Consider the following 16,329-nt stretch of genomic DNA (forward strand, 5'->3'; position numbering starts at 1 on the left):
TTATTAATTATTTTTGATTTAGTAAGGAAGCTTGTCAGCAAAAGCAACAATGTCTTCTTTGATGTTTGCTAGATAATCGATATCATCAAAACCATTCAACATGTTGTTCTTTTTGTATCCATTGATATCAAAAGATTCTTTCTCACCTGTCGCTTTTATAGTAATCGTTTGCTCTGGCAAGTTGATTTCTAATTCTGTTTTAGGATCTGCTTCAATAGCTGCAAAGATTTTATCTGCAAATTCAGCACTAACTTGAACTGGCAAAACACCAATATTCAAACAGTTTCCTTTGAAGATATCAGCAAAGAAAGAAGAAACTACTGCACGGAATCCGTAATCGTACACTGCCCAAGCAGCGTGCTCACGAGAAGATCCTGAACCAAAGTTTTTTCCTCCAACTAGGATTTTCCCAGAGTAAGTAGCATCATTCAATACAAAATCTGCTTTTGGAGTATCGTCTCCATTGTATCTCCAGTCACGGAAAAGGTTATCACCAAATCCTTCACGTTTCGTAGCTTTCAAGAAACGAGCTGGAATGATTTGATCTGTATCTACGTTTTCAATAGGTAGTGGCACTGCACTACTGGTAAGGATATTAAATTTATCGTATGCCATTGTTATTGTTTTACCGCAAAGGCGCAAAGGCGCAAATGCATTATTATTTTATATTTTATCGCAAAGGCACAAAGGCACAATGCTATATTATTTTAAGTTTTTGAAGATTAATATTTATTTACAAATCTTCTAAAACCACTTTTTATTAATGGAACATTAAAATTGATTAAAAATCCCATTCTTTTGTCTGCTAATTTCAAATATGAAATTATTTGTGCTTCATGAACAGGTAAAATCGAACCAACCGACTTTAATTCAATTATTATTTGTTTTTCAACTAGAATATCAATTCGATATTCTTTTGACAAATTGAATCCCTTAAATTGTAAAGGAATAGCAACTTGACATTCTGCTGAAATATTTCTCAACTGCAATTCTCTCAAAAGACACATTTCATATACGGACTCTAACAAACCTGGACCCATAATTTTATGAACCTCTAGACTAGCTAAAAATATTTCTTTTGCTAACTCTTCGTAACGGTATATTTCCATAATTCCTTGCGTCTTTGCGTCTTTGCGGTGAAAAAATACTACATCAACTCTCTTGGATCTGTCAATTTTCCGGTAACTGCTGCTGCTGCTGCCATGATAGGAGATGCTAGCAAAGTTCTTGAACCTGGACCTTGACGACCTTCGAAGTTTCTGTTTGAGGTACTTACTGCATATTTTCCAGCTGGTACTTTATCATCGTTCATTGCTAAACAAGCAGAACAACCTGGTTGACGTAAAACGAAACCAGCTTCAGTAAGAATATCTAATAATCCTTCTTCTTTGATTTGCGCTTCTACAACGTGAGATCCTGGAACTAACCAAGCGGTAACGTTATCTGCTTTTTTACGACCTTTTACAATTTCTGTAAAGGCTCTAAAATCTTCGATACGTCCGTTGGTACAACTTCCCAAGAAAACGTAGTCAATTGTTTTACCAATCATTACATCATCCTCGCTGAAGCCCATATAAGCTAACGATTTTTTGTAAGTCTCAGCACCACCTTCAACTTGGTTTGCAGAAGGAATGTGCTTAGATATACCAATTCCCATACCTGGATTTGTTCCGTAAGTAATCATTGGCTCGATATCTTCAGCTTTGATATTTAATTCAGCATCAAATATTGCATCAGCATCTGTTTTCAACGTTTTCCAGTATGCTACTGCTTTTGTCCAAGCTTCTCCTTTAGGAGCATGTAATCTACCTTCTAAATAATCAAATGTTTTTTGGTCAGGAGCGATCATACCACCACGAGCACCCATTTCGATAGAAAGGTTACAAACAGTCATACGTCCTTCCATTGTCATTTCTTCAAAAACGTTTCCAGCGTACTCAGCAAAATAACCAGTACCTCCAGAAGTTGTTAATTGAGCAATGATATAAAGTGCAACATCTTTTGGCCCCACACCTTTACTCAAAGTTCCATTTACGCTGATACGCATTTTCTTTGGTTTAGGTTGCATGATACATTGAGTAGAAAGTACCATCTCTACCTCTGAAGTTCCGATTCCAAAAGCAATCGCTCCAAAAGCACCGTGAGTTGATGTATGTGAATCACCACAAACAATAGTTGCACCCGGTAATGTAATTCCGTTTTCTGGACCTACAACGTGTACAATTCCGTTTTTTTGGTGCCCTAATCCCCAGTGTGAAATACCGTATTCAGCTGAATTATCTTCTAATGCTTGTAATTGATTAGCAGACAGTTTATCCTCAACAGGTAAATGCTGGTTGATTGTAGGCGTATTGTGATCTGCTGTAGCGAAAGTACGCTCAGGGTATAAAACGGTAACACCTCTAGATTTTAAACCTAAGAAAGCCACAGGACTTGTTACTTCATGGATGAAATGACGGTCAATAAAAAACACATCTGGTCCATCTTCAATTTTACGCACCACGTGCGAATCCCATACTTTGTCAAATAATGTAGTACTCATTTTTACTGTTTTTTAAGTGTAATTCTATTCACAATACCAGTTAATGAACTGTAATTGCTATAACAAGAAAACAAAACTACTAAAAAGAAATATAAGAGGTTATTACAATTATTGATTATATACGATACCCAAAACGCTTTTGAACTAAAATCCAACTTATTTTGATTGGTTTACAGTTTTAAAACTCATTTTTCTTTCAACAGCAAGTCGTCAAAATACAACATAGATTTCGGCTATTTTATTTTCGATAATAAATATGATATTCTTATCCATTATCTTAAAAAACTTTAAATAAAGTAACAAAAAATTAAAAATAGCACTTCTTACAGATAATTATACTTTCATTTTACAAAAATGAAGAAGGTATACCAGTATTCCTTTCGATAAAAATTTTAATCGAATACCCCTGTTTTCGACTAAAAAAACAGCCCGAAATACTACCGAAATACTACGACATCCAAAAAGAAATATGTTTTATTCTTTAGCACCGCGCTATCTACCCTTTACCAAAAAAACTTCTTTAAAATTGGATCTATATTTAGTTATAACATGTAGATATAGCCTTTCACTTCAAACGGATAAAAAACTCATGACACTAAAACGGGATCTCATGACATATTTCTAAGAAAATTAAAAAATCAACAATTAATTTTACGAGATAATATTTTTCCAATTAACTGAACCTTTTAAACACTAGTAGTATTGTGCAGTATATTTAGCTTTACGAAACATAAAAATAGAGCCTCTTTCTAAAAAAAGGGATATACTTTTTTATTTTTGCATGAATTTCGTTAATTTACATCGGAATTTGAAACATACAGAAACGACACCAACTAACTGAATTAAAACAGCTTAGTAAATAGAATACCTAAATACCACAAATCACTGACTATTGATATGAACATTACCAAATGGCTTCAATTTATAAAACCCAATGTAAACTTCTACAAAGATGGATTTTTTGAATTTCCGTTCTTAGCCAATTCTCCTCAATTAATGATTGAGTCAACTATCAAAACGCCACTGAGCAGACACGTTCCTGAGGAACAAACCGTTTATAGAAATAACCCCTTTACCAAAGGTGAAATGCGTTACCGAGAAATTGATGAGGGTTTATGGCTCACCATTTCGACTATCGAATTCAAACAAAATACCCTGATTAAATCGGTTTATGCCGAAGGAATTCCAAGCGAATATTATACCCTTACCTTCACTATTTTCGAAAGTGACGTGATGCTAAGCAATACCTTTCTAGACAAGATTCCGTTTCAAAATAAATTTTGGGGCTTTAAGAAACCAGGAACTGATGTTGGGGCTTATTTCTATAAAGGTTCCAAATGCCAATTTTACATCTATCACTTCAGTCCCGATTGGATTAAAAAGCACATACCTTTTGACAAATTAGACAATAGCATTCCGTTCAAGAGATTTTTAGATTCAGACAAAGGATTTATATCCTACCAAGATATTGTGCCAAATGCAGAGGAACTATCACATGCCATTTTACATAAATTCAAAACTTTTAATTATGATGTGTTTAGTGAAACCTTATTGAAGGCAGAAACCTTAACCTTAGTCACTTCTTTTTTCAAAAATGCTTTCACCGATTTGCGTACACAAGATTACAACACAAAAGAATCCATAGATTATCAAAAAATGGCCAAATGTGAGCGCTTGATTTCTTTAAATTTTTCAAAACCTTTTAACGGAATTGATGAACTAGCAGAACGTGTAAATCTTTCGACCTCAAAACTGAAGAAGGATTTCAAAATGGTTTACGGAAGTTCCATCTTGCAGTACCATATTGACAAAAAAATGCAATTTGCGATGAATTTGCTATCGACCACTGATATGCAAATAAAAGAAATAGCCCAAGAAGTAGGATATGACAGCCCAAGCAAATTTAGTGCTGCATTCAAAAAGAAATTTGATAAACTACCTTCCGATATTCGACCAGAAAATAGTTGATTTTAAAGCACTTTCATTTTAAAAACCAAATCTAAACCATAGCCATTCGCTATGGTTTTTTTATACAAATGAACGAAAAAACCGCACTTAGCCCGATTAATATGCATTTTATCGGTAAAATATGTCTGAATGGGCTATCGATATGTCCGAATGGGATAGTAAAAATAATAACCATCAAATACATTTGTAGCAAATAAAATTAACGTCAAATAAAATTATTATGAAACAAAATTATTTCTTAATCACATTTTTCCTTCTGATTTTCAATCAAGGATACTGCACTTACTATTTTCAGATATCAAGCCTAGACCCTTTAAATGGCGGACAAACTTATGAACTTAATCAAGCCGCAAACAACCTTAGCTTCAACATCAATTACTTAGGTTGCGGGACTTCAAAACCTCAAGTTGCAACACAATACACCCTAACTTGGTATGTAAACACAGTTAACTCAACAGTTGGAGGAACTGCCTTGTCATCATCCAATCAAACAACCGTGGCACAATATAATTTAGCAGATATCAAAACTCTTACTCCAAATACCACACAAGTAGGAACATATTATTATTACGCTATAGTATCAAATCCATCAATGTCAACTTGTGGATTCTCTGGTAGTTTAGCAACAACAATTCAAAGAGTCGATGTTACGCAACCTGCAACACATTTAAATTTTGATGGGGTTAATGATTATGTTAATATTAATAATTCAAGTTCTTTACAATTTGGTACTAATGATGTAACCTTAGAAGCAACAATTAAACTTGATGGATTACAAAAAAATTTCAGTGGCTTAATTTCAAAAGCAAATAATTCAGGCCTTTTTACAGGGTTTCAATGGGTCGTTAATGGTGATCAATTGTATATAGAATTTGGTCAAAATGCTGTAGTATTTGGGTCTGGAACAACTCATTTAAATGACAACTTATGGCATCATGTGGCTTGTGTCATCAATAGAACTTCAAGCACAATAAGCTTTTATGTAGATGGAAAGTTAGATGGTACAACTTCTTTTAGTTCAAGTTATAACATAACATCAACAAGACCACTATTAATTGGAACAAGTAGATTAACAGATGTTTTTTTTAAAGGAAATATTGATGAAGTTCGCATTTGGAATACTGCAAGAACTATAGAGCAATTAAATGCTTCAAAAAACTGTGAATTACAAGGAAATGAAGCTGGTTTAGTTTCTTATTACAAATTCGATCAAGGTATTAATGCTGAAAACAATACTGGCAATACCACTTTGATTGACGCAACCACTACTGGTAATACGGGAACATTAACCAATTTTGCATTAACGGGTACAACATCCAACTGGTTAGCTGGATCACCTGTCATTACAGGTTCAATTATACCTTCATCGCCTACTGTAACAACACCTATTACATACAATAAAGGGGCTACAGCAACAGCATTAACAGCTACAACAGGCACAAATGGCACAGGTTTATTATGGTATATTGTTGCAACTGGTGGATCTGGATCAACAACTGCAACTACTCCAAGTACTGCAACTGCAGGAAGTACATCTTACTGGGTTTCTAGTACAAATGCAAACGGATGCGAAAGTGCTAGAACTGAAATTATTGTTAAGATTAATGCCGCTGCTACTCACTTAAATTTTGATGGGGTTAATGATTATGCTGAAATTCCAGCTGGAATAAATATTTCAAATTCCTCTTTTACAATAGAATTTTACGTTAAACGTACGTTAAGCAACACTAATGATTATGTTTTTAATCAAGGGTACTACTATACTAACAATAACCTACATATTGGTTTTAGAGATAACAATAATTTTCTATTTGCATTTTACAACAATGACTTAAACGTTTCAGATGTTAATTACATTTCAGATAATGCATGGCATCAATGGACTTGTGTTTACAACATAACTACTGGTTCTAGAGAAGTATATCAAGATGGAATTTTAGTAGGTTCCCAAACAGGTGTAGCACCTTATACAGGTAATGGATCTCTTCAAATAGGATCCCAAGGTAATTACCAGCACTTTTATGATGGTAGTATTGATGACATTCGTATTTGGAATACGGCCCGAACTGCAGAGCAAATTAATGCGACAAAAAACTGTGAATTACAAGGAAACGAAGTTGGTTTAGTATCTTACTATAAATTCAATCAAGGTATTGATTCTGCAAATAATGCTGGAATTACAACATTAACAGATGCTACTGCACATGCAAATAATGGTACAATATCAAACTTCGCCTTAGCAGGAGCAACAAGCAACTGGCTGGCAGGTTCACCAATTATTACAGGAGTTACATGTTCAACACTAAGTACTAAATCATTCACAAAATCCAACAGTATAAAAGTATTCCCGAATCCTACTAGAAATAACGTAACAATTGAAGCTAGTACTATGGAAAACGCAACTATTCAAGTATCTGATATTGCTGGAAGAACATTTATATCTAAAAATATTTCTGAAACTTCAAATACTATTGATCTTTCACAATTGCAACAAGGTGTTTATATTTTCAAAGTCAAAACAAAAGACGGAGAATCAGTAACTAAAGTTGTCAAACAATAATTTTACACTTCAATTTTCTCTGAAATAGTAACAAAGCAACCCTGCTAGAGTTTTAAACTTTAGCGGGGTTTTTTAATACGATTTGGTCGCTCATGCGAAACTGATAAAAGTAATCCGCCGCAGCGGAGCAAATAGCAGAACAGCATTAAAAAAGGTGCTTTGTAACTGCAAAATACATTGAAACCCGCTTTTTACCCTAGCCACGAAGCTTCTTGATACACCAATTAGGAAGCGCTAATTTTTGTTGATAAATTCCCTTTCGAATCGCTAAAAAATTCGCTAAATTTGACATTCATTTTTTTGGACTTTTACTAATCTTAAAGTGTTAAAAACCCGCAAAATACACAGTCAAAATCTAAGCGATTTTGGCCCCCTTTCCTTTGGAGAGGGTTGGGAAGAGGATTTATGTACTTAATATTCGATACCGAAACTACAGGATTACCAAAGCGTTGGGACGCACCCATCACCGATTCGGCTAACTGGCCGCGTTGTATTCAGATTGCATGGCAATTGCACGATGAGATGGGAAAACTTATCGAACACCAAGATTATTTGGTGCAGCCTGACGGATTCAACATTCCGTATGATGCTGAGCGTATTCACGGGATTTCGACCGAGCTGGCGCAGCATGACGGAATTCCGTTGGCTGAGGTTTTGGAGAAATTCAATATTGCTTTGGGTAAAGCCAAATTTATTGTGGGTCAAAATCTAGGTTTTGACGTGAATATTATGGGAGCCGAATTCCACCGACTTTCAGTTGAAAGTCCGATGGCTTCGATGCCGGTTTTAGACACTTGTACTGAGGTTACTGCCTCTTTGCTAAAACTACCCGGAGGTCGTGGTGGAAAATTCAAGCTACCAACCTTAACCGAGTTACACCAATATTTATTCAACGTTCCCTTTGGCGAAGCGCACAACGCGACTGCCGATGTGGAGGCAACGACCCGTTGTTTTTTAGAATTAATTCGAAAAGAAATTTTCACCAAAGAAGAGCTAGATGTTCCTGGTTCCTACTTTGTAGATTTTCAAAATAAAAATCCAAGAGAGATTCAGCTCATTGGATTAAAACACATCAACCTCAAACAAGCTTCGGATAAAATTCGTCAGCAATTTGGGGAAACAACAACGCAAACCGTTTCAAAGCAGGAACTAAACGAGAACAAAGCGGTTTTGACCGATGTGCCTTATGCGCATTTGCACAATCATACCCAATTTTCGGTATTGCAGTCAACAATTGGTGTCGCCGATATTGTAAAAGCTACAGCAAAATTCAAAATGCCAGCGGTTGCAATGACCGACACGGCCAATATGATGGGAGCTTTTCACTTTGTGAGTGCGGTAATGAACCATACCAAAGCAGCTAAAGCCAAAAACGCAGCTTTAATTGAAAATGGTGAAGAACCAACCGAAACTGAAATCAAACCGATTGTGGGATTGGAGTTCAATATTTGTGAAAACCATAAAGACAAATCCAAAAAAGACAATGGCTACCAAGTGGTCTTTTTAGCCAAAAACAAAAATGGATATCACAACTTGGCCAAAATGGCGTCTATTGCCAATATTGATGGTTTCTATTATGTACCTCGTATTGACAAGAAATTAGTCGAAAAATACAAGGAAGACATCATGGTTTTGTCTGGAAATTTATACGGAGAAATTCCGGGTAAGATTTTGAACTTAGGAGAAAACCAAGCAGAAGAAGCCTTGATTTGGTGGAAGGAGCAATTTGGTGCTGACCTCTATCTCGAAATCATGCGTCACAACCAAGAGGACGAGAATCGTGTCAATAAAACTTTGATTGCATTTGCTCGAAAACACGATGTCAAATTAATTGCAACCAACAATACCTATTACGTAAATAAAGAAGATGCCAATGCACACGATATTTTGTTGTGTGTAAAAGACGGAGAAAAACAAGCCACACCAATTGGGCGTGGTCGTGGTTATCGTTATGGTTTGCCCAATCAAGAATACTATTACAAATCGGGTGACGAAATGAAGCAATTGTTTGCTGATTTACCTGATGCAATTATCAACATACAAGAAATTGTAGACAAGGTCGAGGCTTACTCCTTGTACCGAGATGTATTGCTACCTAAATATGATATTCCGCAAGAATTTGTCGACCCCGAAGATGATGTTGACAATGGGGTTCGTGGAGAAAACGCTTATTTGCGTGACCTGACCATGGTCGGTGCAAAAAAACGATATGGCGAAATAACCGAATCGATTCAGGAACGTCTTGATTTTGAATTATTAACCATTTCGAACTCAGGTTATCCTGGTTATTTCTTGATTGTACAGGATTTCATTGCCAAGGCTAGAGAGATGGATGTTTCTGTAGGACCTGGGCGTGGATCGGCTGCGGGTTCTGCCGTGGCGTATTGTCTCGGAATTACGAATATTGACCCCATTAAGTACGACTTGCTTTTTGAGCGTTTCTTGAATCCCGATCGTGTATCCATGCCCGATATTGATATCGATTTTGATGATGAGGGTCGTGGTCGCGTTATGGATTATGTAATCAAAAAATACGGAGCCAATCAGGTAGCACAAATTATCACTTATGGTAAGATGGCAACCAAATCGGCAATTCGTGATACGGCGCGTGTCCTGGATCTACCGTTATTTGAAGCTGATAGAATTGCAAAACTGATTCCGGCCATGATGCCCGGAAAATGGAATCTAGCGCGTTTCCTTTCCGAATCTGAAGATGATGTTCGAAAAGCATTGAAAGGTCCGGACGAATTTGACTTGGTCAAAGAATTAATAGCCATTGCCAACGGAGATGATTTGGCTGCCGAAACGATTCAGCAAGCAAAAATCCTCGAAGGCTCGATGCGTAACACGGGTATTCACGCGTGTGGAGTGATCATCACCCCATCGGATATTACCAATTATGTTCCAGTTACAACAGCAAAGGATTCCGATTTATACGTAACCCAATTTGACAACTCCGTGGCCGAAAGTGCTGGATTGTTAAAAATGGACTTTTTGGGTCTGAAGACCCTTACCCTGATAAAAGACACCGTTAAACTGGTCAAATATAGAAACGGAATAACGCTCGATCCCGACACCTTCCCTATTGATGATGTCAAGACGTATGAGCTCTTTCAGCGCGGAGAAACAGTTGGAATCTTCCAATACGAGTCACCCGGAATGCAGAAATACATGAAGGAATTAAAACCCACGGTTTTTGGAGATTTAATTGCCATGAATGCCTTGTATCGTCCGGGACCTTTAGAATATATTCCTTCTTTCGTTCGACGAAAAAATGGCGAAGAAGAAATCAAATACGATCTAGATGCCTGCGAAGAATACCTTGGAGAAACCTACGGAATTACCGTTTACCAAGAGCAGGTGATGCTTTTGTCTCAATCTTTGGCTGGATTTACCAAAGGTGAGGCCGATGTTTTGCGTAAAGCGATGGGTAAGAAACAAAAAGAGGTTCTTGATAAAATGAAACCTAAATTTGTCAAACAAGCGGCTGAAAAAGGTCATGATGCCAAGGTATTAGAAAAAATTTGGAAAGACTGGGAAGCCTTTGCGAGTTACGCCTTTAACAAGTCACACTCCACTTGCTACGCTTGGATTGCTTACCAAACTGCCTACTTAAAAGCACATTATCCGGCCGAATATATGGCAGCGGTACTTTCGAATAACATGAACGATATCAAGCAAGTTTCGTTTTTCATGGAAGAATGTAAACGTATGGGACTCCAAGTTTTGGGACCAGATGTAAATGAATCATTTTATAAATTTACAGTAAACGAAGAGTATGCGGTTCGTTTTGGAATGGGCGCTGTCAAAGGTGTGGGTTCTGGTGCGGTTGCTACCATTGTTGAACATAGAAAAGATGGTCGCTATAAATCGATTTTCGACCTGGCAAAACGTATTGATTTGCGCGCAGCCAACAAAAAAGCATTTGAAAATCTTGTACTCGCCGGAGGAATGGATTGTTTTGAGGATACACACCGAGCGCAATATTTTCATGATGATGGTGACGGAATTACATTCTACGAAAAAGCCATACGTTATGGAGCTAAATTTCAGGAAAACGAAAACTCCTCGCAAGTTAGTTTATTTGGGGAAGCCTCTGAAGTTCAAATTGCCGAGCCTGTTGTACCGCCTTGCGAGGACTGGAGTACCATGGAAAAACTAGCCAAAGAGAAAGAAGTGGTTGGAATTTACATCTCGGGGCATCCTCTAGATGATTTCAAATTCGAAATGAAAAACTTTTGCAATGTTCGACTAGAAGCACTCCGAAACCTTCATCTACATGTGAGCAAGCCGCTCGCTATTGCAGGAATCGTGAACAATGTGCAGCACAAAGTCGCCAAAAACGGAAAAGGTTGGGGTATATTTACTCTCGAAGGTTATGATGAAAGTTATGAGTTCAAAATTTTTGGAGAAGAATATTTGAAGTTCCGTCATTTCTTTTTGCAGAACAATTTTGTCTACATCAAATTGATGGTCAAAGACGGTTGGGTAAACCAAGACACCGGCAAGAAAAGTGACCCTAGAATTGCCTTTACAGAAGTACGACAACTGCAAGATGTGCTAGCTGCTTTTGCCAAAAGACTCGTTATTATCCTAAATATTACTGATTTACAAGCGGATTTCATTCACCACTTGAATCGCATTTTCCAAGAACACAAAGGCGAGCACCAAGTCACTTTTGACATTATGGAATTGGACCGTATCAAAAAAATGGTCGAAGTAGAACCGATTACTATCGAAACCGAAGATGATTTTATAGAAGACGTAAACGATGACGATGAAGGCGAAACAGGAACTACCAAAACACCAGAAATGACCGAAGTGGAAGAAGTTAAGGTTGTAACGCGACTAAGCATGCCAAGCCGCCGACTTAAAATTAATATCTCCAATGAGCTATTGGTCGAACTCGAAAAAATGCAAATCAACTTCAAGCTGAATTAATGGTTTAGGAGTAGATAAATAATTCTACTCCTTTATTTTAAAACACAAAACAAGAAAACATCATTCTTACCATAATTTACTTTTTTTATTTAATTAGCAATTATCCAAAAAGAAACACTAAATTTCATTTCAATTACAGAAATTGCAGCAATTAAACCAAAAAACAAAATTAGCTTATTGAAAAAAGAAGTCGAAAATATCAATTTTACCCGTTTTGTAAATCAAATTGTTCCATTCGAATTTATAACCATTACAGAACTCTATGAGCGTTGTGCAGTACACAATTATGATTTATCTACTCCGCATCGAATAGAGTTTAATGCACTTTTAATTATCACAAAAGGCAATGGTACACATTGTGTAGATTTTAAAAAAGAACAATTATCACCTGGTGTTGTTATACCGTTGACCAATGGACAAATTCACTCGTTTGACAACAAACAAACAATTGAAGGGCATATCATCACTTTTGAAGAAAATTTTATCACAGACACTATAAGTGAAAAAAACTTATTTCACTTCCTTCATTTATATCACACTCCTAGACTTTACATCAAGGAAGTTGAGATTGCCACTTTAGCCCCCTTTTTGATGTTATTGGATAAAGTGCATAAGGAAAACACAACATACATGAAAGCCGAAATTTTAAATACTGCTTTTATGACATTGCTTTTTCAAATCAAACGGCTCACTTTCGACCAAGAAAAAATAGTTCCAAACCAGCGTTTTAAAGATTTTATTAAATTCAAAAACCAAATAGCAACCTCCTACCATAAAACCCACAATGTCAAAGATTACGCAATAACACTAAGTATCTCATATAAATACTTAAATGATATTTGCAAGCAGATTTCAAATCAAACGGCAAAAGCCTTCCTAGACAATTGGATGCTACTCGAAATCAAAAGGTCATTGCTAGAAAATCGATATACCTCTCAAGAAATTGCCTTTAGAATGGGGTTTAAAGAACCTTCCAACTTCATCCGTTTTTTCAAAAACTACACTGGCCTTACTCCAAATCAATTCCAAGAAAATCTAAATAAAAGCAGACTCGGTTAGATATCGACTATTTTTTTATTCAAAAAGACATCCAAAAGAAAAGATCTTATATTGATCTTTGCAACAAACAAATTTTAAAATTAAAACTAAAAAAATACCACCTTATGAAAACAAATAAAATTATTTACTGGACCTCTACTGGATTACTATGCTTACTATTTTTGGCAAGTGCTATGATGTATATTTTTAATTACCCAAGGGCCGAAGAATTTTTTATAAGCCTTGGATTTCCGGTTTGGATTATATATCCATTGGCTACTCTAAAAATACTAGGAGTCTTAACTTTACTTAGTAAAAAATCAAATTTCTTAAAAGAACTGGCCTATGCAGGTTTTCTATTTGATGTCCTTTTAGCTTTAACGGCACACCTTATGGTAAGTGATGGCGAATTTGCACCTGCAATATTGGCGCTCATTTTTATTGTTACATCATGGATTTATGACCGCAAAATTTATGGTAGCTATACTCAAAGTACAACAGTTTCAAACAAAAAATAAAGACTTACAAGTAATTAGGATGGATACAAATGGGGCGAAGTAAGTAATGTATTAACAAGCTTTTAAAATTTATTTGATAGAAAAGAAAAAAATGGTAATGCCCCAATTAATACTTTGGTTAAATTCTATCCTAACAAAAGCAAAAATCTGGTAGGACATATTATCGCCAGCCAAAAATCATACTAGTATTGATCTATTTTGGGAATAAAATCGCTGGCAAGTCATTTTCATATAAACTTATCAGATTGAACCTAAAAAAATTCTACTCATTACTTAAGCTCACCATAAAATAGACATCGATTCCTCTTTTTTTTGCAGAGTACCATAGCAAACCTCCATTGATTGATATATTTTCCTTAAATTTAGTTTTGAAAACCTATCAAAACTTCATTTGTATGAAACCAGACTTATTTCAAGCCCCAGATTATTACTTATTGGACGACTTATTGACCGAAGAGCACAAATTAGTTAGGGAATCGGCACGAGCTTGGGTCAAAAAAGCAGTTTCACCCATTATCGAGGACTATGCTCAACGAGCCGAGTTCCCCAAAGAACTCATTCCTGGCTTGGGGGAAGTTGGTGGTTTTGGCCCTTATATACCAACAGAATATGGCGGTGCAGGACTGGACCAAATTTCTTATGGTTTAATCATGCAAGAACTAGAACGTGGAGATTCTGGGATTCGCTCAACCGCATCAGTACAATCCTCTTTGGTCATGTATCCTATCTGGAAATATGGAAACGAAGAACAACGCACTAAATACTTGCCCAAACTCGCTACGGGTGAGTTTATCGGTTGCTTTGGTTTGACAGAGCCTAATTACGGATCTGATCCAGGTAGTATGATAACTAATTTTAAAGACAAGGGCGATCACGTGGTTTTGAATGGTGCCAAAATGTGGATTTCTAATGCTCCCTTTGCAGATATTGCCATTGTTTGGGCCAAAGATGAATCGGACCGCATACACGGACTCATTGTAGAAAGAGGAATGAAAGGTTTTACTACTCCCGAAACACACAATAAATGGTCACTTCGCGCATCTGCTACTGGTGAATTAATTTTTGATAACGTCAAAGTTCCAAAAGCCAATATTTTACCTAACAAATCGGGCTTGGGTGCCCCTTTGGGTTGTTTGGACTCCGCACGTTACGGAATTGCTTGGGGAGCAATTGGCGCAGCGATGGATTGCTATGACACGGCATTGCGATACGCAAAAGAACGTATTCAATTTGACAAACCCATTGCGGGAATGCAACTGCAACAGAAAAAACTAGCCGAAATGATTACCGAAATCACAAAAGCCCAATTGCTCACTTGGAGACTAGGTGTATTGCGTAACGATGGTAGAGCGACTACTGCACAAATCTCGATGGCAAAACGCAATAATGTGAACATGGCCATTCAAATTGCCCGTGAGGCCAGACAAATTTTAGGAGGAATGGGAATCACCGGAGAATACTCCATCATGAGACATATAATGAACCTAGAATCGGTGATTACTTATGAAGGAACACACGATATCCATTTATTAATCACAGGAATGGATATTACTGGAATTTCAGCATTTAAATAATTAATAAATCATAAGTAAGTAGAGAAATAGCTTGGCTGCAATCAAAAACAAGATTTATACTACGCTTTGGATTGAAATCCAATATAGTTGACAAGACTAAACCCCTTTTACCCAAAAGATAAAAAACTAAATTATTATTTCTATCTCCTAAAAAGAATACAACATACTATTATTTAGTCCTTTAATTATTTTATTTATTAGAAATAATTAAAAGATCAATATATTTCTTTTAATCGAAACATACTTGTAACTCATCGAAATTTGCTTCTCCTAAAACCGTTTATTGATTAAATTCGTATATTATCTAACAGAAGTTCCTCAATATACATTAATGTATTAATAAAATGATGAGAAAGCTTCATGATAACTAGTAGCTTTTTTATATTTACATAAAATTATTCCAAATGAACATTCAACATATCAACAAAAGTATCGAGAGTCAAAAAAATATATTGTTGGAACATCCACTTTACAATAAAGTAAAAACGATTGAAGACCTTCAATCTTTCCTTGAAGGGCATGTTTATGCTGTTTGGGACTTCATGTCATTGTTAAAGGCGTTACAGTCAAAACTAACATGTACTACAACTCCTTGGTTCCCTACTTCGAATCCGCAAACTCGCTATTTAATTAACGAAATTGTTCTTGCAGAGGAGACTGATCTATCAATAGATGGCCGACGTCAAAGCCACTATGAAATGTACATTGAAGCAATGAAAGATTGTGGTGCTGACACTACTGAAATCTCACAGTTTTTAAGAGAAATTGATTCGCTTAAAAATATTTTTGTAGCCATTAAAACAAGTCATTTACACCCAGGGATTAAAGCATTTCTTGATTTTACTTTCACGGTAATTGAACACGGAAAACCGCATGAAATCGCGGCAGCCTTTACTTTTGGACGTGAAGATTTGATTCCAAATATGTTTACCTCCATTATCAAACGTTTCCAAGAAAACTTACTCGAAACCGATTTGACAAAATTGGTTTATTATTTCGAAAGACATATCGAACTAGATGCCGATGAACACGGACCAATGGCTATGGAAATGATTACAGAATTGTGTCAAAACGATACTGTAAAATGGAAAGAAGTAGAAGAAGTATCTATTCTTGCGCTTGAAAAACGCATTGGATTATGGAATGCTATTGAAGAGCACATTTCTCAAAAAGTAGCAGTGGTATAAA

At 36.1% G+C, this 16,329-nt stretch carries 10 protein-coding genes; 7 read left to right on the top strand and 3 right to left on the bottom strand.

The features are described from left to right. Positions 1-18 precede the first annotated feature (18 nt). The 3 genes from leuD to leuC all read right to left on the bottom strand — a co-directional run bounded on the left by leuD (position 19) and on the right by leuC (position 2,542). Positions 19-615: a 3-isopropylmalate dehydratase small subunit gene (gene leuD / locus M2326_RS02195; RefSeq protein WP_264617915.1), complete on the bottom strand. Its 597-nt coding sequence runs from the start codon at positions 613-615 to the stop codon at positions 19-21. A gap of 107 nt (positions 616-722) precedes the next feature. Beyond that, entirely contained in the window at positions 723-1,109 is a 387-nt protein-coding gene (locus M2326_RS02200) for a GxxExxY protein (RefSeq protein WP_264617916.1), read from the bottom strand. 38 nt (positions 1,110-1,147) lie between these two features. Beyond that, positions 1,148-2,542 (bottom strand): 3-isopropylmalate dehydratase large subunit, encoded by a 1,395-nt coding sequence (gene leuC, locus M2326_RS02205; RefSeq protein WP_264617917.1) that lies wholly within the window; start codon positions 2,540-2,542, stop codon positions 1,148-1,150. A gap of 897 nt (positions 2,543-3,439) precedes the next feature. Between leuC and M2326_RS02210 the strand changes: the two genes are divergently transcribed. From M2326_RS02210 to M2326_RS02240, 7 genes are all read left to right on the top strand, one after another. Then, positions 3,440-4,510, top strand: a complete 1,071-nt coding sequence (locus M2326_RS02210) for a helix-turn-helix domain-containing protein (RefSeq protein ID WP_264617918.1) — start codon at positions 3,440-3,442, stop codon at positions 4,508-4,510. 220 nt (positions 4,511-4,730) lie between these two features. After that, positions 4,731-7,070 carry a LamG-like jellyroll fold domain-containing protein gene (locus M2326_RS02215; protein WP_264617919.1) on the top strand — a complete coding sequence of 780 codons (2,340 nt, stop codon included), beginning with the start codon at positions 4,731-4,733 and terminating at the stop codon, positions 7,068-7,070. A gap of 405 nt (positions 7,071-7,475) precedes the next feature. Continuing rightward, positions 7,476-12,011, top strand: a complete 4,536-nt coding sequence (gene dnaE / locus M2326_RS02220; RefSeq protein ID WP_264617920.1) for a DNA polymerase III subunit alpha — start codon at positions 7,476-7,478, stop codon at positions 12,009-12,011. A 177-nt stretch (positions 12,012-12,188) separates the two neighbouring features. Beyond that, entirely contained in the window at positions 12,189-13,070 is an 882-nt protein-coding gene (locus M2326_RS02225; RefSeq protein WP_264617921.1) for an AraC family transcriptional regulator, read from the top strand. Between the two features lie 104 nt (positions 13,071-13,174). After that, positions 13,175-13,567 carry a DoxX family protein gene (locus M2326_RS02230; RefSeq protein WP_264617922.1) on the top strand — a complete coding sequence of 131 codons (393 nt, stop codon included), beginning with the start codon at positions 13,175-13,177 and terminating at the stop codon, positions 13,565-13,567. 395 nt (positions 13,568-13,962) lie between these two features. After that, positions 13,963-15,141 carry an acyl-CoA dehydrogenase family protein gene (locus tag M2326_RS02235; RefSeq protein ID WP_264617923.1) on the top strand — a complete coding sequence of 393 codons (1,179 nt, stop codon included), beginning with the start codon at positions 13,963-13,965 and terminating at the stop codon, positions 15,139-15,141. A gap of 404 nt (positions 15,142-15,545) precedes the next feature. Next, positions 15,546-16,328 carry a DUF3050 domain-containing protein gene (locus tag M2326_RS02240; RefSeq protein WP_264617924.1) on the top strand — a complete coding sequence of 261 codons (783 nt, stop codon included), beginning with the start codon at positions 15,546-15,548 and terminating at the stop codon, positions 16,326-16,328. Position 16,329 lies beyond the last annotated feature (1 nt).

Origin of the sequence: Flavobacterium psychraerolatum (assembly GCF_025960985.1) — a bacterium.
In the GTDB taxonomy this organism is placed as follows: domain Bacteria; phylum Bacteroidota; class Bacteroidia; order Flavobacteriales; family Flavobacteriaceae; genus Flavobacterium.